The organism is Phyllobacterium myrsinacearum, from assembly GCF_014138285.1.
GTDB lineage: Bacteria > Pseudomonadota > Alphaproteobacteria > Rhizobiales > Rhizobiaceae > Phyllobacterium > Phyllobacterium myrsinacearum_A.
On record NZ_JACGXN010000001.1, the window covers coordinates 411,977 to 429,978 of the forward strand.

Consider the following 18,002-nt stretch of genomic DNA (forward strand, 5'->3'; position numbering starts at 1 on the left):
CAACCGGCCGACGGCGCGCGCAATCAACGCGCCGTCCACACACATCTTATGCGTTGAATACAGAAGCTGTGAGGCTCGACACCGGCCATTGCATGTCACTACCATGGAGAGCACCGAGCCTCTGCTGACAGTATACGATCCGGGGCACTTTCGTCTTTGGGGGACCAGGTATCAACAGATCGCTCACTTACCATCAGCATGCTTACATTTATCCTGCAGGCTATCCTGTCAACGAAATAGCGTAATATACCCAGAAATGTCCGGTAAATATCCTGTGACTTTATCCGGGAAATGTATGTACGAAGAACATATGTTCAAGAGCTTGAAACCCTGTGCATTTGCCATGATTTTTGAGTGCCCGTACCCCTACGTGCGGTTAATGGATACGCCGCCATCCACCAGCATGGCCGAACCAGTGGTAAAGCTTGAGGCTTCCGAGGCAAGATAAAGCGCGGAACGGGCGATTTCGATCGGCTGGGCTCGGCGCTTCAAGGCATGCATGCCGTCAACAAAGGCACGTTTTTCCGGCGTGTCCACCCACGCCTCCGCCAGCGGAGTAGCCGTCCCGCCCGGCAGCAGGGCATTGACGCGGATACCCTGCGGACCAAACTCCACTGCCAGCGCCTGCATCAAGCCGATAAGGCCAGCCTTGCTGGCTGCGTAGGCGGCGGTCCCGGGCATACCCGCGGTGTACCCCACGAATGTCGACGTAAAGATCAACGAGCCGCCGCCACGCCTTTGCATGGCCGGTAGCTGGTATTTTGCCCCAAGGAAAGCCGCCGTCAGGTTGACATCGAGGGTCCGCTGCCAGCCGGCAAGCGAAACATCGGGCGTTGGACCCATCTCGCCATTGGTGCCGGCATTGTTGAAAGCAATATCCAGCCCGCCGAACTTCTCTTCGGCCAAATCCACCAAAGCCTTGGCATAGGTCTCCTCGCTGACATCACCAGCCAGCGCGATAGCCTTGCCGCCATCCAAGGTGATCTCCGCTACAAGTTTATCCAATTCCTCCCCGCGGCGCGCCGCGACAACAACGCTTGCACCCTCGCGGGCAAACAGTTTGGCCGTTTCATAGCCAATACCCGAACTTGCACCGGTGACGATGGCGGTTTTCCCGATCAGACTGTTCATTTTTCTGCCTCTCGAATCTCATAGGGCGGACATGCCGATGGGCATCCGCGAGACCATTGATGGTCACAGTTGCTGCGGCGCGCCCACCCGAAACCTGCAGCGGCCAATGCTTGACGGCATCAGGCATCACTTCCATAATCACGACATGCAACCAGAGACTCCCCGGCTTCGACTACGCCCCTGGCGTCCGCAAGATCGTGCGCCGTTCTTTGCACTCAACAGCGAACCTGCCGTCCGGCGTTACCTCATGCCGCTGACGCGCGAGGGTTCCGACGCCATGCTTGACCGCATCGATGCGCAGTTTGCCGAAAATGGCTGGGGGTTCTGGGCATTGGAAGAACGCCAGAGCGGTGCGTTGATTGGTATGTGCGGGCTCGCTCATATCCCCTGGAAAGCATTCTTTACCCCGGCGGTGGAAATTGGCTGGCGGCTTTCGACACCGTGGCAGGGCAAGGGCCTTGCCCGCGAAGCGGCGGAAGCCGTGCTGAATTACGGGTTCCAGACGCTGAAACTTGATCGCATCGTCAGCTTCACCACGCCCGCCAACACTGCATCCTGGGGCCTGATGCAACGGCTGGGCATGCACAAAACGGGCGAATTCGACCATCCAAACTTGCCGAAAGACCATCCGCTGTGCCGCCATGTGCTCTATGAAATGAGTGCTCCGCCGGCAGGAGAAACGACATGAGCAATGAACAGACCTGTCATGTGAGCGTGCGGCAGAAGAACGATACGAGCTGGTACTACGTGCTTACGGTTGATGGTGAGGCTGGTCCGCAGATCGGCCCCTACAAGACCGAGCAGGAAGCGCAGGCCGCCGGCGAAAAAGAACTTGCCGATCTTGATCTCAGCACGGATGAATAGCCGGGAATACCGGCACGCCGCCCAACAGCAAGGATTGTCCATGTCTGACCCTGAAGTCACCGAGTCTGAAACCGGAACGCCGGGTGTCTGGGACGACAGCCGGTCGCATAACTGGATTACTCTGCAAGGCCCGTTGGAGCGTATGCTTGCGCCCATCGGTGAACAGGCGATCAAGGCTCTTGCGCCCCAAAAAGGTGAAACCTTTCTGGATGTTGGGTGCGGCTGCGGTCACACCGCACTGGCACTTGCCCGCGCGGTTGGTCCCGATGGCAGTGTGACGGGCGTTGATGTTTCTCCTTCCATGCTTGCCGCTGGTCGCAGCCACGCCTCAGATGAAGGCTTGGGTAACCTCCATTTCGTCGAGGCCAATGCTCAGACACATACGTTCGAACCCGCTCAGTTTGACGGGCTGTTCTCGCGCTTTGGCGTGATGTTCTTTGATGATCCCGTTGCCGCGTTCACCAATCTGGGAAAGGCGCTGAAGCCTGGCGGACGACTTGCCTTCGCTTGCTGGCGGGACCGGCGAGAGGTTGAATGGTTCGAAATGCCGATTCAGGTTGCAAATGCCAACGGCGTTCCCGCACCCGATCTGCCGGGGACAGGTCCGGGTGCCTTTGCCTTCGCAAAGCCGGAGCGCCTTCACAAGGTTCTTGCAGCGGCTGGCTTTACGGATATTGACGTTACCCCGCTCGATCTCAAGACCGGCGGCGGTGATAGCGATGAAGTCCTCAGCATTCTGCACATCGGCTTTGTCGGTGAACACATCAAGCAGTTCCCGGACAGGGAGGATGGCGCCTGGGACGCTGTGCGGCAGGCACTTGAGGCTTATCAAACGCCGGACGGTGTGTTCATCGGCACGGGCACATGGATCGTGACCGCCCGCCGCACGCAGGTGTGAACGCCGCAGCTTTTGACATTGCCGCCTCTTTGGGCAAATTTCCTGTCCCCGCGATTCGAAAAGCAGACCTCACGGTTTGATTCCTCAACATCGCTGCCAAGGGCACTGTCCGTCGGCAGATATAGAAGGCCGACCCCATCCATGAAAAAGCCAGCGCTCATGTTCGCGATCTTTGCCCTTTCCCTGCAATCCGCATCGGCGATGGACACGCGGATGGAGGCCGGTCTAGAGAAACTCGATCTGCAGACACGACTGGAACAGCGTTGCGATGTCGAAGCGATGGAACGCATCCGCAAGGATCAGAACGGCTATAATCCGGACAAGGTGCTCGCTTACGCTTTTGCTGACCCAAAGGTGGATCAGCATGCAATCAAGTCACGCGGGGCAGCCTTTCGCAGCCGCGGTGAATGGTATCATCTGGCGTTCAAATGCATGACGAACGAAGACAATATGGAAATTGTTGCCTTCAAATATCGCATTGGCGACAAGGTTCCCAAGAATGAGTGGAATCAGCATTATCTGGTTCCGTGAGTCTTCAGACACTTTCTTGAATCTGGAAGCACCCGCGGAACAAATAGCCTGATCCGTCGTTTCAATCGTCGTGAATGTTCACAACGGAGGGAATTGATATGGGAACTGCAGGCGTGGGCTGGATTGCGGCCATTATTATCGGCGGCTTGGCCGGGTGGCTGGCGGAAATGTTCATGAAGAGCGACCACGGTATCTTCATGAATATCATTCTGGGTATTGTCGGCGCGGTCCTTGCCAATGCCATCCTGTCAGTGTTCGGCGTCATACTCACGGGCTGGATCGGCTATCTCATTGCCGGCTTTATCGGCGCCTGTATCCTGATCGCCGTCGGGCGCGCGGTTCGCCGCTGATATTTTCCGGCCGGCTGCGTCACCGCAGCCGGACCGTTTTCCTCAGCATCTCAGCCGTTTACCGAAGCAACAACCCGGCACATTCCGTTGCGCGTGGTGCTTTCCGGCGCTACCCATTCCGGATGAATGATGAATACAACATCAATGCGGCTGCCCTTGCCCGATTTACGGACGACCAAACGCAATTTTGGCGGAACGCTGGCTCCCGATCCCTCCTGAAAGGCAGAAACTGCTCCCAGCGATTTATCAACCGATACACCCGGGAAGCCTTCGACAGCCGCGCCCTGAGCGACGTTGGTCAAGGCCGTTTTAGGATCGAGCTTCGGGAGAATAATTCTTGTCGATCCAATGTTGGACATGCTTGCATTCACAGCAGCGACACGATTGATTAGCTCGGTAAACGTTTGCAGGGGACAAACATGAGTTTGTTGGCATGGACCGATGAACGCTGGTACACGCTGCGCAGCGGGTATCGTGACCTCTACAATCCATCCGAGGCACTTCAGGCGCTGGAGCAGGGTGATTTCACCCTCGCCTGGGAGGAATTATGGGACAACCTGCTGTACAAGCGGGATGTGGATACGGCCGCCTATGCCTCCGTTCCCGAGATTGTCCGGATCGCCTGGCAGCTCAAGCTCAACGACTGGAACGCTTTTGCCCTTGTTGCAACCATTGAAGAAGCGCGGCTGAACAACGATCGCAATCCGCCGGTTCCGGACTGGCTGATGGACGACTATGAACGGGCATGGATCGACATGGCCACACTCGCGTTGCAAATCTATCCGAAAGCCGAAGATCCTGCGTTGGTGACGAGCCTCTTGTCTGTCCTCGCCTTTGCCAAGGGAAAGACGTCGATTGGCACGTTTGCAATCAATCTGACTGAGGATGCGCAGAACGATCTGCTGGAATCGTAAATTCGGAGGAATTCCGGAGCCGCATCAAAAATGGCGGCCATACCGGTCCATCCGGGGCAGTGTCATAAGCCGCCGTTAACCATGAAATGACACACTCTGGCCACAAGACATGTAGCCACGAGGGACGTTCGATGCTTATCACTCGCCTGAGCAAAACCGCTTTTGTCGCGGCAATCGCCTTCTTCGCCACCCTGGTGGCCTTTGGCAATATCACCGATTACGGCTCCAACTTTGCCTTTGTCCAGCATGTGCTGCTGATGGATACGATCTTCCCGGATGCGACCATCAAATACCGGGCGATAAATAGCCCGGCACTACACAACGCCTTCTATATACTGATCATCGCAGCCGAGACTCTGACAGCTGTGCTTTGCTGGATCGGTACTTTCAACATGATCGGCCGCGTGGGCGGCGATGCCCGCGCATTCAACCGGTCGAAGAAATGGGCCATTGGCGGTCTCGCGCTTGGCTTTCTGGTCTGGCAGGTGGCGTTTCTTTCGATCGGTGGCGAATGGTTCGGAATGTGGATGTCGCAGACCTGGAATGGCATCGAATCAGCATTCCGCTTTTTCATCACGATCATCGCCGTGCTGATCTTCGTGACCATGCCGGATGGCGAAACCACGGACTAGAAGATCGGATTTGCCGCCGCGAAACCTAAAATTTTTGTAATGCCGGAACAGAGCTTGCGGTCCATGTATTGTGTCATGGTCAACAGCTCAGAGGATTGAAATGAAAAACCTGATCATCGCCACCGCGATTGCCCTCACATCAATTGTGGCTTTCAACGCCCCGTCGCAGGCGGCCCCGTTCTCCGGAACACTGGCACAAAGCGCTGAAACCGTTCGTCAGAACGTCGATTACCGGCCGGGTTACCGTCATCACAATCGCAAGGCGAATCGCCACTGCTTTGTCCGGACCGAACGCCACCGTGTTCATGGCCGGATCATCGTCAAGAAGGTTCGTGTCTGCCGCTAGTATCCGGCAATAAACCGAAGCCCGGCATATCAATACTGCCGGGCTTTTTTACGTCTGAACTGTATTTTGTTGGGATAGCCGTGTTAGAAATTTGACCGCTCACCCGATTGCTGCCAAAAAACCAGTCCACTGTTACGTCAACGTCACAATGGAGATGCTTGATGAGACACAAATGCCTTGTGATCGGCGTACTTGTCGTTCTGTTTGCCCTTCTAGGCACCCTCACCCTGTTTTCCAGAAAAGACTCAAGGCCTGGACAAATACCGCAGCACTCCCTTCAGGATCCGCTGCGTACTCCCTGAAACAATGGCGCCCATGACAAGCATTCGTCTGAAATGGCTGGGATATGTCATACTTGTTGCGGTGATGCCGCTGGCCTTTCTGGCGGCCACGCTGCCGGTCAATGAATATAAGGCGCAAGGGATCGACGGCGTGGATTGCGACGGTCCGCTTCAGGTGCTTTTCTTTACCGTACCAATCCTGTTTGTGTACGGCACGGGTCTGGTCCTGAATGTGCGGGCTCTGCAAAAACCGGTCAATCTGGCTGTGGCGATAATATGTTTCGGCATGTGTCTGTTCGTCGGACTGAATGTGGCAGCGGCAGTACGCGAGCAGCAGCAGAAGAGCACAGTCGAAACCTGCAGCCGCGGGCTGTGAGCGCAGCTCAAGCCACTTGCTTTCCAGCCACGGACGCGATTGGATTGATAACCGACGACCGCAATATCAATCAGGAAGATGACAAGTGGCATTCCAGTGCGATCTCCCCGCAATACCGACCGTTCAGCAGGATGACGACACCGTCCGTATAACCCGCTGGGATTTTCAACCGGGTGCGGTCACGGGCTGGCACGAGCATGGATGGCCCTACTTTGTTGTCATGCTCATGGATGGAACCCTGCGGATTCACAATGGAACCGATATAACCGATGTTCCTCTTGTTGCCGGCCAATCCTATCAGCGCCCGTCGGGTATCAGGCATGACGTCATGAACGGTTCGCCACACCCGATAGCCTTTGTCGAGATTGAGATCAAAAAGCCCGAAGCGCTTGTCGCCTAGCGGAACGAATTTGATATTTGCATCCCATTAGACATTACGCAGGACATGCGAATGGCGGAATTGGACCGCCAGGCGGAACTTCGGCTGATCTTCACTGTTAACCGTAATGGCCATTTGATTCCAATGGAGACGCACCATGAAAGTGGATGGTTCATGCCATTGCGGCAAGATCAAATTCGAAGCAGAGATAAATCCCGATTCGGTCACGATATGCCATTGTACCGATTGCCAGAGACTGACCGGAACAGCATTCCGCGTTAGCGTTCCCGCAACAGCAAGCAGCCTGCATTTCATCTCCGGCGAGCCCAGAACCTACAGAAAAACGGCCGATAGCGGCAGGCAGCGGGTGCAGGGGTTTTGCGCCGATTGCGGCACGCCGATCTATTCCACCAGCACCGACCCGCATCCCTCTCGCTATGGTCTGCGCGTGGGGTGTCTGTCCCAGCGCACCCAGCTTGCACCCCGGCAGGAGGTATGGCTGCGATCTGCCCTTCCCTAGTTGCCGGCGATGCCTTGCGAAATGTCCTTTGACCAGGAGGATGACTAACAGGTTATCCACAGCGGAGGTTTTTCAGTGCTTGGCATTACTGCCGTTTGCCGTAAAATCGGGGCTGCAAGTCAATAAGCACCAGGAGCAGACCGTGATCGATCCATCTGATGTCAATCGTGACGCAGAAACAATCGTACTCACCCTCGACGATAATCTGGCTTCGACCGAGCACAAATATCCAAGTGTTGATCACGCGTGCATGGCAATCCCCCAGCTTCGGGATATATCCAGAATCTACATCAATGGTGATACACCCGTCGAGGCTACCGAATTCGTGCAACTGTGCGCCATACTAGACAAAGGGCCGGGCATTCGGTCCTGACGGCATTCTGCCGGTTTGATTCAATCCGGCAGCAGATTTTGGCGAGCACGTTTCAATTATGTTTCAATAGAGCATGTTTTCAAGCGTATCGGCAGCAGATCACGGACCTTCCATAAAGACCTGCACCAAAATACCAGACACGATTGATAACGAAGCGGGGAGAATTGTGACTGCGAAGATACGCTCTATAGTTGAATTTTACTGGTGTTCCGTTGGAATTTAAGGAACCATTCGTCATTGAACTTGTTTGCGTCAAATAGAGACGTTCGGAGTAAATGCGATGTCTATCAAATCTTTTGTTGTCGCTGCAGTAATTGGGATTTCGGGCCTCGCCCTGTCAGGGTGCGTCGAAGGCAGTGGTTCCTATTATGAGGGATATGGCGGCTACGGTAATTATTATGGTGGTTATGGCGGGATTTATCAGTCGACCTTTTACGACGGTCCCCGTTATGGACGAAATTATTACCGGAGGGACTACAACCGGCGCGATTATGGCCGCCGCCACTGGAACCGGCGTGACAACGGTGTCATCGGCCGACCAGATCGCGGTAATCGTCCCGGCTGGAGCGGACGTCCGCGTTCCGAATGGAGAGGCTCGGAAGGTCGTCGTCTGTATCTGAGATCGAATGAGGGTGGAACCGGCCGGTCGCATCAGTAAGTCGCATCAGTAACCAGCTGGTAGCTGCGCCAGAAACTCACAGTACCACCCTGTTGCCCAGGTGCGCGCAACAGGGATCATGTTGTCTGGGAGCAAGACCATGGCCTGGTATGTTTATGTCGCGCATTTTTTCGCCGGAGCATTCTTGGCCAATGCCGTGCCGCATCTTGTTTCCGGTGTCAGTGGCAGATCTTTTCGCACCCCCTTCGTTCGACTGCATGGCGGCACGGTAAGTTCCGCAACCACGAATATCGTGTGGGGATGGGTCAATCTCGCCCTCGCCTATGTTCTGCTGGGCGGCGTTGGCCCATTCGCTTTTTCCGTCCTGCCGGACATACTAGTCACCGCTGCAGGTGGATTTGCGATGATGCTCCTGCTCTCTCGCATTTTTGCCAAAAGGTCTTAGAAATTACGGAGGAACCGATGATCGAAGCATCCTGTCATTGCGGCGCCATCCGTCTGGAACTTGCCGAACGCCCCGCCGTCCTCCAATCCTGCAACTGCTCTATCTGCCGGCGGATCGGCGGTCCCTGGGCTTATTATCATCCGAAACAGGTCGCCTTTGCCAAGGGAGCCGGAACCACCGTCGGCTACATACAGGGCGACCGCACCTTGGAGATGCATCATTGCCCGACCTGCGGCTGTGTGACCCACTGGGAAAGCACTGACAAGGAGAATGCCGACCGCATGGGCATCAATGCCGGGTTGATAGACCCCGCAGATATTGAAGGGCTGCCGCTTCGTCACTTCGACGGCGCCGACACCTGGACCTATCTCGACTAGCTGAAGAGGATCACCGCGCCCAATATCGTGGCGCTACATATTTTGTTTTATTGCGAAGCAGCATAACACCCCCTAAAGTTGGGAGAAAATATCGGGCTATGCGCGGTTTGCGTCATTCTGGCCCGAAAACCAACAGTTACGCCGGTTTTCTGCCGAAATGATCTTATGCGGCGGAAAGTTGGCGCGATTCGACCGGGAGTAAGCATGGACGCGTCTATCCTAAAGGACACGGCGTTTGCGGCAGCAAACCACGAGGGCTGGGTGAAACTGGCGCAAAAGGCCCTGAAGGGTGCGGATTTCCATGAGGCTCTCATCTCGCGGACAGACGACAATATTGCCATCGAGCCGCTTTATGAGCGCAGCAAGAAGGCAAGACTGACAACCCGCCGTGACCCGTCGCGGCCATGGCATATTGTGCAACGCATCGACGATCCGGACCCGGTCCGCGCCAACAGGCAGCTTCTGGAAGATCTGGAAAACGGTGCAACCGGCATTTCTCTCGTTTTCGAAGGTGCCCCCAACGCCTTTGGTTATGGTTTACCGTCAACGCGCGAAGCGGTCGATCAGGTGCTCCGCGGCGTACATCTGGATATGATCCACCTGCGCATGGATGTGCACCCGAAAAGCCGCGTCTGTGCCGACTGGTTCGTCGATTACATGCGTCCGCGCAACATCAACCCGAAAACATTGAGCTTCTCGCTGGGGATCGATCCGGCTGCGACGCTGGCTGGAACCGGTCGCCTGCGTATGACATTGGCCGCTCTGAAAGCCTCGCTGCCGCAATCGCTGGCCGGGTTCTTCTCCACCGACCTGCCGGGGATCGTGCTCGAAGCCGACGGCCGGGTTTATCACAATGCTGGTGCGACTGAAGCGCAGGAACTCGGTGCCATGCTGTCCATCGCGTCAGGACATTTCCGCCTGTTCGAGGAAGCGCGCCAGCCCATTGTCTATGCCGCACCGCATATCGGTTTTTCCATTGCCGTTGATCAGGATCAGTTTCTGTCCATTGCCAAGCTGCGGGCATTACGCCGCCTGTGGGCACGGCTGCAGGAAGCCTGCGGCATCAAACCGTCGACCGCGACCATTCACGCGGAAACGTCAATGCGGATGATGACGAAGAAAGATTGCGAGACCAATACGCTGCGTACCACGATCGCAGCATTTGCGGCCGCGGTCGGCGGTGCCGACAGCCTCGCTATCCTGCCGCACACCATCACCCACGGCCTGCCAGACCCGTTTGCCCGGCGGCTGGCGCGCAACACCCAGCTCGTGCTTGCCGATGAGAGCAATCTTGCGTTTGTCGCCGATCCCGGCTGCGGCTCGGGTGCCATAGAGGCATTGACCACCGCGCTGTGCGAAGCCGCGTGGAAAGAATTCCAGATGCTGGAAAAGGAAGGTGGTATCCTGCAAAGCCTGGTCGAAGATCGGTTCCAGAAGCGCATCATCGCGGCACGTGAGGAACGCAGTCAGGAATATTGTTCCGGCAAGCGTGCCATCATCGGAACGACACTTTTCCCTGCGAAACAGGAACGGGCGGTAACGGTGCTCGATGCGCCCCACATGCCCTTGCCTACGGATGGCGTGGTTCATTGCGAACCGCTGACCTTCCCGCGTATCGACGAAACATTGCAGGCTTCCGCATAATGAGAGTTCCCGATTTCACCCAGATCGACTGGCAAGAGCCCAAATCTGCCGCCAGCAAGCCGGAAGCTGCGGTTTGGAAGACGCCGGAAGGCATTCGCGTCAAACGCGCCTATGGCGACACGGCGCTGAAGGGCTTGCCGCATCTGGATACCTATCCGGGTTCCGCGCCGTTCATCCGCGGGCCCTACCCGACCATGTATGTCCAACAGCCCTGGACGATCCGCCAATATGCGGGTTTTTCCACGGCGGAAGAATCCAACGCCTTTTACCGGCGCAATCTGGCAGCGGGTCAAAAAGGACTTTCCGTCGCCTTCGATCTTGCAACTCACCGCGGCTATGACAGCGACCACCCGCGTGTGGCCGGTGACGTCGGCATGGCGGGTGTTGCCATCGATTCCATTCTCGACATGCAGCAGTTGTTTGACGGTATTCCGCTGGGCGAAATGACCGTGTCGATGACCATGAACGGTGCGGTTCTTCCCATTCTGGCACTTTATATCGTCGCCGCCGAGGAACAGGGCGTTGACCAGAAACTGCTCGCCGGAACCATTCAGAATGACATTCTGAAAGAGTTCATGGTGCGCAATACCTACATCTACCCGCCACAACCCTCGATGCGGATCATTTCGGACATTTTCTCCTACACCTCGCAGAATATGCCGAAGTTCAACTCGATTTCGATTTCCGGCTATCACATGCAGGAAGCAGGCGCGACCGCCGATCTCGAGCTTGCTTACACGATTGCCGACGGCATCGAATATGCCCGCGCCGGTGTTGCTGCCGGGCTCGACATCGATACGTTCGCCCCCCGCCTTTCCTTCTTCTGGGCCATCGGCATGAACTTCTTCATGGAAGTTGCCAAGATGCGCGCTGCACGCCTGCTCTGGGCTGTACTGCTGAAGAAGAACTTCAACCCGAAGGATGAGCGCTCGCTCTCCCTGCGCACTCATTCGCAAACGTCGGGCTGGTCGCTCACCGCGCAGGATCCCTACAACAACATCATGCGCACCATGATCGAGGCCATGGCGTCGACGCAGGGCCACACCCAGTCATTGCACACCAATTCATTCGATGAGGCACTGGCGCTACCGACCGACCATTCGGCCCGCATTGCGCGCAACACCCAGCTGATCCTGCAAAAAGAATCCGGCACAACACGGATCATCGACCCATGGGGCGGTTCCGCCTATGTCGAACGCCTGACGCACGATCTTGCCACGCGTGCCCTCGCACATATCGAGGAAATCGAGACGCTGGGCGGCATGGCGAAAGCCATCGAACAGGGCATTCCCAAACTCCGTATCGAGGCGGCAGCGGCCAGAACCCAGGCACGCATCGATAGCGGGCAGCAACCGGTGATCGGCGTCAATTCCTATCGGCCAGTCACGGATGTCAAAATCGATGTTTTGAAGATCGACAATGCGGAGGTGCGTGCGCGCCAGCTGTCGAAGCTGCAGCAACTGAAGGGTACACGCGACGTTTCGGCCGTGGACAGCACATTGGCTACCCTGACCGGTGCAGCCAAATCCGGAACCGGCAATCTGCTCGACTTTGCCATCAAGGCAGCCCGGGCCCGGGCAACGGTCGGTGAAATCTCGCTGGCGCTGGAAAAGGCCTATGGCCGCCATGTCGCTGATATCCGCACCATCTCCGGCGTCTATCGCAAGGAAGTCGGCAAGAGCGCGGTTATCGACCGGGTGCAGGCCAAGGCTGCCGCCTATGAAAAGCGGACGGGCGAAAAGCCGCGCATTCTCGTCGCCAAAATGGGTCAGGACGGCCACGACCGTGGCCAGAAGGTCATCGCGACGGCCTTCGGTGATCTCGGTTTCGATGTCATCGTCGGCGCAATGTTCCAGACCCCGGATGAAGTGGCGGAACTGGCCATCGAAAGCAATGTCGACATTGTCGGCGTCTCCTCGCTGGCAGCCGGGCATCTCACACTTGTTCCCGAGCTGAAAGAAGCGCTGAAGCGGCGCGAGCGCGACGATATCCTGATCATTGTCGGCGGCGTCATCCCGCCTCAGGATTTTGACGCCGTGCTCAAGGCGGGAGCAGCGGCGATTTTCCCACCCGGTACGGTGATCGGCGAAGCGGCAGAAAAACTGATCGATACCTTGCTGGGTTCATTGTGACATGATTGTTTTATACACGCTTGAAGAAGACCACCTGATCGCCCGTCCTGCGAAGGTGGGTGATGCGTTGCCGGACAATACGGTGTGGATCGATCTTCTCAATCCAACCCACGATGAGGACGTCCAGACCGAGACATGGACCAAGACTACCATTCCGACCCGTGAAGACATGGTGGAAATCGAGGAATCCAGCCGGTTCTACACGGAGAACGGCGGACAATATCTCACCGCACCGATCCTCTATTTCACCGAGCATAAACACCACGCCATCAGCCCGATATCGTTCATCCTGACAGGGTCGTTTCTGGTTACCGTACGCTATGCGGAACCAAGGGCGTTCAGCCTTTATGTCAGCCGGGTGTCGAAGCCGGGTAATGGCCTGATTAATAACAGATGCAGCGGCGTCACTATTTTGCTCGGTATCGTCGAGGCCGTGACGGACCGGATTGCCGATATTCTCGAAGGCGTGGCGTCTGATATCGACCAGAACTCTCATACGATTTTCCGCCGTTCCGACAATGACAAACCGATGACCACGAAGAATTTCCGCGACAGTCTCACGCGGATCGGCGGTCAGGGCGCGTTTCTCTCGAAGGTGCGGGAAAGCATTGCGGGCGTCAGCCGCCTGCTTGTATATCTGGCTGCCATTACCGAGCAGAACAGCTACAAGAAGGAGACGAAGGCCTGGATCAAGTCGCTGGAGCGCGACACCCAGTCGCTGAGCACCTATGTCGACTTTCTGTCGAACAAGATCACCTTCCTGCTCGATACGGTCGTGGGCCTGATCTCGATCGAGCAGAATGCTATTATCAAAATCTTCTCGGTTGCCGCTGTGGCATTCATGCCGCCGACGCTGGTCGCTTCGATCTATGGGATGAACTTCAAGTTCATGCCCGAGCTCGACAAAGTCTGGGGCTATCCCATGGCCATCGGCCTGATGATCGCCTCAGCTGTCATCCCGCTTCTGATCTTCCGCAAAAAGGGTTGGCTGTAAGACGAAGTGATGAGATCAGCGATCTTGATTCACTTGACTGCAGGTGTTGTAATCCATTCACAACACTAGGGCGCAGTTCATGTATGTGGTCACCTTGATCGAGATCGGAGACGACGTCGGATTCATTATTCCGGATGAAATTCTTGCTCGTTATAATCTAAAAATTGGTGACGGAGTTGAGGTTTTAGAAACGGACAAGGGATTGACCTTAATACCGCCTTCTATTGCTTCTGTGGTGGATAGAAATGGCTTATGATGCATCCGGCACAGCTGAGCCTGCCTTTTCAGCCCATTGAGGGAGCCAGCGAAAAAGCCATTATAAGCTATTGGCTTAAGGCGTTCTCCAGTTATTCCGACTGATGTTGTGGCAGTCCGATCTCGATGATTTCCCATTCGCGGCCATTGAGTTCGAAAATATCGCCGAGCGATTTGCCGAACATCAGTTGAGCCATCGGCGAGACATGCGAAATCTTGCCGTGGCTGGCATCGGCCTCATCTTCCCCGACAATGGCCCAGCTGTGGCGAGCATCGTGCTCGTCGGCAATTGTCACCGTCATGCCAAAGCGCACGACGGTGCTTGTTGGATCGGGATGTGAAACCTCCGCCGTCTCCCGCCGCGCTGTCCAGTAACGCAGGTCACGTGACGCCCGTGCAATCAGATCGCGGTCAGCCTCGGCGTTGCCTTTGGCGAGTTCCTCATGCGAAGCAGCGATTTCCGCATCGATCAGTGCAAGACCGTGTTCGGTCACCAGATTCCGGTGCGGACTGACGGGACGTTCGCCGAGATCAATCGATGAATTGCTGTCGTCTTCCTTGGTAAAAGCTCTGCTCATTCGATGAAGGTATGCCTTGCCTGCCCCCGCTGCAAGTGTCATCAATCGGACGGCCAAGGGACACGTGATCCTTGACCGGATTGAACAGTGATCCTGAGGAAAAATCCGTGATCAACAGACGTCTCGTTCTCGGTGGAATGGCTGGGCTTGGTGCCGGTGCGCTGCTACCCGCCGGGGCTCTGGCTGCAGCATCTGCAGGGCTCAAGCCGGGATCGCCTGATGATCAGGGCAAGGCGCTGAATGCCCTTCTTCAGAAGGCGAGTCAGTCCGGCAACCAGATTTTTCTGCAGCCCGGCACCTATATCCTTTCCGGTGTTGAATTTCCGCAAAGGGCCAATCTTGCCGGCATTCCGGGTGCTACGCGCCTGCTTTACGGCGGCACCGGTTCGTTTCTCAATGCCAGCAATGCCGAGCAGATCCGCCTCAGCGGGCTTGTGATCGACGGCGCCAATCAACCGCTCACCGGCAACAGCAAGGCCCTGGTCGATTTCAACCATGTCCGTCAGGTTGTGATTGACGATTGCGATTTCATGGCGTCGACCAGAAACGCCGTGGCGCTGTACCAGTGCGGGGGAAGGATCGAACGCAGCCGGATCGAGCGTGCAGCGGATGCAGGCATTTTCGCATCGCAATCGAGCGGCCTCGCGATAACGGGCAATCACGTTCATGATTGCGGCAATGGTGGTATCCTGATCTTTCGCGATGCACAGGGACCCGATGGGACAATTGTCAGCGGCAACCGCGTTGAGAATATCCGGGCTGACGGTGGCGGCACCGGGCAGAATGGCAATGGCATCAATGTATTTCGCGCCGGCAACGTGCTCGTCTCCAACAATGTGCTAAAGGGCTGCGCCTTCTCGGCTGTCCGCGCCAACGCTGGGAACAACGTGCAGATCACCGGCAACAATTGCACGGATAGCGGCGAGATGGCGCTTTACTCCGAGTTTGGCTTCGAAGGCGCTGTCATTTCGAACAATATCATCGACGGCGCGGCCAGCGGTATTTCCATGGTCAATTTCGATGGCGGCGGGCGGATGGGCACCTGCAGCGGCAATGTAGTGCGCAATCTGACGGCAATCGGCCCCTATCCGGCCGATGCGCCCGGTTTTGGCATCGGCATCAGCGTTGAAGCCGATATTTCCGTGACGGGTAATGTCGTCGAGAACGCTGCCCTGTACGGCATCAAACTGGGCTGGGGACCCTATATGCGCAACCTGATCGCCACGGGCAATGTGATCCGGCAGTCAGGTATGGGGATTTATGTCAGCGTCGTGGACGGCGTCGGCTCGGCCATCATCACCGACAACATCATCGAAAAAGCCGCACACGGCGGCATTGTCGGTCATCGTTGGATGGATGCGGTCACGGGCGACCTCATCAGACAGAATGCCAGTGGCAACCCGCGCCTGATCGTCGAACGCAATATCCTCAGTTGATATCGGCTTCCGTCAGGATATCGGCAGGACTGACAACGCCATAGGTGATGCCGTTCCAGTTGCGCATTTCCCGGTCGGCAAACCGGTCAAGCTGTGATTCCAGTTCGTCGTCGTGACGGAAAATCCGCCCGAGAACCGCAGCAATCATGGCTTCCGAGGCACGCGATGCCCCATCGTCGCATTTAAGCGCAATGCCCAGACCAAACTCCGGCAAGGCTGCAACAAATACGCCCTCCGCACCGGTTTTGACAAAGATGCGCCCCGGCGCCATTTCCATCAGGCGCGTACAGGCGCGATTGGTGCCTGCAACATAGTATGGTGCGGCCATAGTGGCGTCGAGCAGACGCTTGGCCGCCTTGGCACGTACCGGCGGAAGGCCCGTGCCAGTGGCCATGCGGGCAAAGCCGTGCGCCAGACTTTTCAGTGGAATGGCATAGGTCGGGATCGAGCAGCCATCCGTGCCGCAACGATCCAGTGAATGAACTGCGCCGGTCACACTTTCCATGGCTTCACACACCATGTTTTGCGTCGGCGATCCCAAGGTCGAATAGCCAGCTGTTTCGATGCCGAGATGCGCGCAGGTGCACAGGAAGCCCGAATGCTTGCCCGAGCAATTGTTGTGCAGCGCCGTCGGTTCCTGTCCGCTCTTGGCAAGGGCGATCAGCACGGACTGATCAGAGGACCAATGGGCGCCGCATTCCAGCGCCGAGACATCAAGACCGGCACGACCCAGCATATCCGCGGCTTTCTTCACATGCAGGGGTTCGCCCGAGTGGGAGGCGCAGGCCATGGCCAGTTCCTCGTTGCCGAAGCCATAGGCATCCGCAGCGCCGCTTTCCACCAACGGCAGAGCCTGTATCGCCTTGATCGCCGAGCGCGGGAATGTCGGCCGCTCGATATCACCAACGGAATAGACAATCCTGCCATCGCCGTCGGTGACAACGATCGCACCGCGATGCCGGCTTTCGACTGTTTCGCCGCGAAAAACTTCAACCAGAACCGGATTGCTCATAGCGCCCTACATTGCTCAGAAAATCGACCGAAATCAGCCGGAATTGATGGTCTTATAGGACGCTCCGCTCCCCTTTCCAATGGAGAAAACTGGAGAATTGCGATCAGTGCCCCTTCTCCCACTCCATGACGAGGAAATAGGGCACACGGCGATAGCGATCGGCCTTATCAGGATCGCCGCCGTAAGGTGCGGGTTCGGCAAAATGGCGCAGGGTGAGACCATGGCCGAGCAGAAGCGACATATAGGTGCTCAATGGGCGGTGCCAGTTCTGGATGCGGATACCGCGCCACTCCACCCAGTCCACGCGCTCTTCAAGATAATGGTCAACGTAGAAACGCGGATCGCCATTGATGTCGGGTTGCCAGCCAGCCGGTTGCCCCGCAGTATTGAAGCTGTTCAGATTGGCAATGAGCAAGGTCCCGCCCGGTGCAAGCACCCGGGTCATTTCGGCGATGGCCTTGCGCAGATAAGGAATGTCGATGAGCGAGAGGTAGCTTACCACCAGATCAAAGGACGCGTCCGGAAATTCCAGCGCCTCGGCATAGCCGAAACGATAGTCTCCCTCGGGGTCCCGGATCTGCGCCTGCACCAGCAATTCCTCGGTCGGGTCAATGCCAACCGACTTGATTCCAAGGCCATTGAGGATGCGGCAAAAGCGGCCTTCGCCACAGCCGACATCCAATGCATTTTTAAAACCGCGGCCGCTGACGCGCTCCAGCATCGGTTTGTCGAGAACATAAACACGGCCGTAATCACCATCATCAGCCTGTTCGGCAATCCAGGCGGAGGCCGATTCCTTCCATCCGTTCGACATGGCATTTCCTCCGATGGGACAGCCGGAAAAGACGATTCAATTCAGCGGTTTGTCAGGTGCTTTTAAAACACAGAATCCGGGACTTGAAGTCCCGGATTCGA

Annotated in this window: 25 protein-coding genes; 20 read left to right on the forward strand and 5 right to left on the reverse strand. The window is 56.7% G+C overall.

Going from position 1 to position 18,002, the window contains the following annotated elements:
• Positions 1-366: 366 nt before the first annotated feature.
• Positions 367-1,131, reverse strand: a complete 765-nt coding sequence (locus FHW16_RS02120) for an SDR family oxidoreductase (RefSeq protein WP_182547516.1) — start codon at positions 1,129-1,131, stop codon at positions 367-369.
• 145 nt (positions 1,132-1,276) lie between these two features.
• Here FHW16_RS02120 and FHW16_RS02125 point away from each other — a divergent pair, with 145 nt between their 5' ends.
• The 5 genes from FHW16_RS02125 to FHW16_RS02145 all read left to right on the forward strand — a co-directional run bounded on the left by FHW16_RS02125 (position 1,277) and on the right by FHW16_RS02145 (position 3,774).
• Positions 1,277-1,819 (forward strand): GNAT family N-acetyltransferase, encoded by a 543-nt coding sequence (locus FHW16_RS02125; protein ID WP_182548876.1) that lies wholly within the window; start codon positions 1,277-1,279, stop codon positions 1,817-1,819.
• Positions 1,816-1,995: a hypothetical protein gene (locus FHW16_RS02130; protein ID WP_182547517.1), complete on the forward strand. Its 180-nt coding sequence runs from the start codon at positions 1,816-1,818 to the stop codon at positions 1,993-1,995. The genes FHW16_RS02125 and FHW16_RS02130 overlap by 4 nt, the downstream gene beginning before the upstream one ends.
• A gap of 40 nt (positions 1,996-2,035) precedes the next feature.
• Positions 2,036-2,893, forward strand: coding sequence for a class I SAM-dependent methyltransferase (locus FHW16_RS02135; protein ID WP_182547518.1), 858 nt, complete (start codon positions 2,036-2,038; stop codon positions 2,891-2,893).
• Between the two features lie 141 nt (positions 2,894-3,034).
• On the forward strand, positions 3,035-3,424 hold the full coding sequence (locus tag FHW16_RS02140; RefSeq protein ID WP_246711604.1) for a DUF930 domain-containing protein: 390 nt from the start codon (positions 3,035-3,037) through the stop codon (positions 3,422-3,424).
• Positions 3,425-3,522: 98 nt separating this feature from the next.
• A complete protein-coding gene (locus tag FHW16_RS02145; protein ID WP_182547519.1) occupies positions 3,523-3,774 on the forward strand; it encodes a GlsB/YeaQ/YmgE family stress response membrane protein in 252 nt (83 codons plus the stop codon).
• 50 nt (positions 3,775-3,824) lie between these two features.
• Here FHW16_RS02145 and FHW16_RS02150 read toward each other — a convergent pair whose 3' ends face one another.
• Entirely contained in the window at positions 3,825-4,133 is a 309-nt protein-coding gene (locus FHW16_RS02150; protein ID WP_182547520.1) for a hypothetical protein, read from the reverse strand.
• 60 nt (positions 4,134-4,193) lie between these two features.
• Here FHW16_RS02150 and FHW16_RS02155 point away from each other — a divergent pair, with 60 nt between their 5' ends.
• From FHW16_RS02155 to FHW16_RS02220, 14 genes are all read left to right on the forward strand, one after another.
• Entirely contained in the window at positions 4,194-4,688 is a 495-nt protein-coding gene (locus FHW16_RS02155) for a hypothetical protein (protein ID WP_182547521.1), read from the forward strand.
• Between the two features lie 131 nt (positions 4,689-4,819).
• Positions 4,820-5,320, forward strand: coding sequence for a DUF2165 family protein (locus FHW16_RS02160; protein WP_182547522.1), 501 nt, complete (start codon positions 4,820-4,822; stop codon positions 5,318-5,320).
• Between the two features lie 100 nt (positions 5,321-5,420).
• Positions 5,421-5,666, forward strand: a complete 246-nt coding sequence (locus FHW16_RS02165) for a hypothetical protein (protein WP_182547523.1) — start codon at positions 5,421-5,423, stop codon at positions 5,664-5,666.
• A 315-nt stretch (positions 5,667-5,981) separates the two neighbouring features.
• Entirely contained in the window at positions 5,982-6,323 is a 342-nt protein-coding gene (locus FHW16_RS02170; protein ID WP_182547524.1) for a hypothetical protein, read from the forward strand.
• Between the two features lie 85 nt (positions 6,324-6,408).
• Positions 6,409-6,723 carry a cupin domain-containing protein gene (locus tag FHW16_RS02175; RefSeq protein WP_182547525.1) on the forward strand — a complete coding sequence of 105 codons (315 nt, stop codon included), beginning with the start codon at positions 6,409-6,411 and terminating at the stop codon, positions 6,721-6,723.
• A gap of 136 nt (positions 6,724-6,859) precedes the next feature.
• Positions 6,860-7,222 (forward strand): GFA family protein, encoded by a 363-nt coding sequence (locus tag FHW16_RS02180; protein WP_182547526.1) that lies wholly within the window; start codon positions 6,860-6,862, stop codon positions 7,220-7,222.
• Between the two features lie 79 nt (positions 7,223-7,301).
• Positions 7,302-7,595, forward strand: a complete 294-nt coding sequence (locus FHW16_RS02185) for a hypothetical protein (RefSeq protein ID WP_182547527.1) — start codon at positions 7,302-7,304, stop codon at positions 7,593-7,595.
• Between the two features lie 280 nt (positions 7,596-7,875).
• Positions 7,876-8,253: a hypothetical protein gene (locus FHW16_RS02190; protein ID WP_182547528.1), complete on the forward strand. Its 378-nt coding sequence runs from the start codon at positions 7,876-7,878 to the stop codon at positions 8,251-8,253.
• 100 nt (positions 8,254-8,353) lie between these two features.
• The gene (locus FHW16_RS02195; protein ID WP_182547529.1) at positions 8,354-8,659 is read left to right on the forward strand and encodes a hypothetical protein; all 306 of its coding nucleotides are present in this window, start codon (positions 8,354-8,356) and stop codon (positions 8,657-8,659) included.
• Positions 8,660-8,676: 17 nt separating this feature from the next.
• Positions 8,677-9,036, forward strand: a complete 360-nt coding sequence (locus tag FHW16_RS02200; RefSeq protein ID WP_182547530.1) for a GFA family protein — start codon at positions 8,677-8,679, stop codon at positions 9,034-9,036.
• Between the two features lie 204 nt (positions 9,037-9,240).
• Complete coding sequence (locus FHW16_RS02205; RefSeq protein WP_182547531.1) at positions 9,241-10,680, forward strand: methylmalonyl-CoA mutase family protein; 1,440 nt, start codon at positions 9,241-9,243, stop codon at positions 10,678-10,680.
• Positions 10,680-12,812 carry a methylmalonyl-CoA mutase gene (gene scpA / locus FHW16_RS02210; RefSeq protein WP_182547532.1) on the forward strand — a complete coding sequence of 711 codons (2,133 nt, stop codon included), beginning with the start codon at positions 10,680-10,682 and terminating at the stop codon, positions 12,810-12,812. Before FHW16_RS02205 ends, scpA begins: the two co-directional genes overlap by 1 nt.
• 1 nt (position 12,813) lies before the next feature.
• The gene (corA, locus tag FHW16_RS02215) at positions 12,814-13,806 is read left to right on the forward strand and encodes a magnesium/cobalt transporter CorA (protein ID WP_182547533.1); all 993 of its coding nucleotides are present in this window, start codon (positions 12,814-12,816) and stop codon (positions 13,804-13,806) included.
• 79 nt (positions 13,807-13,885) lie between these two features.
• Positions 13,886-14,062: an AbrB/MazE/SpoVT family DNA-binding domain-containing protein gene (locus FHW16_RS02220; RefSeq protein ID WP_182547534.1), complete on the forward strand. Its 177-nt coding sequence runs from the start codon at positions 13,886-13,888 to the stop codon at positions 14,060-14,062.
• Positions 14,063-14,153: 91 nt separating this feature from the next.
• On the opposite strand, the gene FHW16_RS02225 is transcribed toward FHW16_RS02220, so the two are convergent.
• The gene (locus tag FHW16_RS02225) at positions 14,154-14,639 is read right to left on the reverse strand and encodes a GreA/GreB family elongation factor (protein WP_182547535.1); all 486 of its coding nucleotides are present in this window, start codon (positions 14,637-14,639) and stop codon (positions 14,154-14,156) included.
• A gap of 107 nt (positions 14,640-14,746) precedes the next feature.
• Between FHW16_RS02225 and FHW16_RS02230 the strand changes: the two genes are divergently transcribed.
• The gene (locus FHW16_RS02230; protein WP_182547536.1) at positions 14,747-16,075 is read left to right on the forward strand and encodes a TIGR03808 family TAT-translocated repetitive protein; all 1,329 of its coding nucleotides are present in this window, start codon (positions 14,747-14,749) and stop codon (positions 16,073-16,075) included.
• On the opposite strand, the gene FHW16_RS02235 is transcribed toward FHW16_RS02230, so the two are convergent.
• Positions 16,068-17,087: an asparaginase gene (locus FHW16_RS02235; RefSeq protein WP_182547537.1), complete on the reverse strand. Its 1,020-nt coding sequence runs from the start codon at positions 17,085-17,087 to the stop codon at positions 16,068-16,070. The genes FHW16_RS02230 and FHW16_RS02235 overlap by 8 nt on opposite strands.
• 103 nt (positions 17,088-17,190) lie before the next feature.
• Positions 17,191-17,901: a class I SAM-dependent methyltransferase gene (locus FHW16_RS02240; protein ID WP_182547538.1), complete on the reverse strand. Its 711-nt coding sequence runs from the start codon at positions 17,899-17,901 to the stop codon at positions 17,191-17,193.
• Between the last annotated feature and the right edge of the window lie 101 nt (positions 17,902-18,002).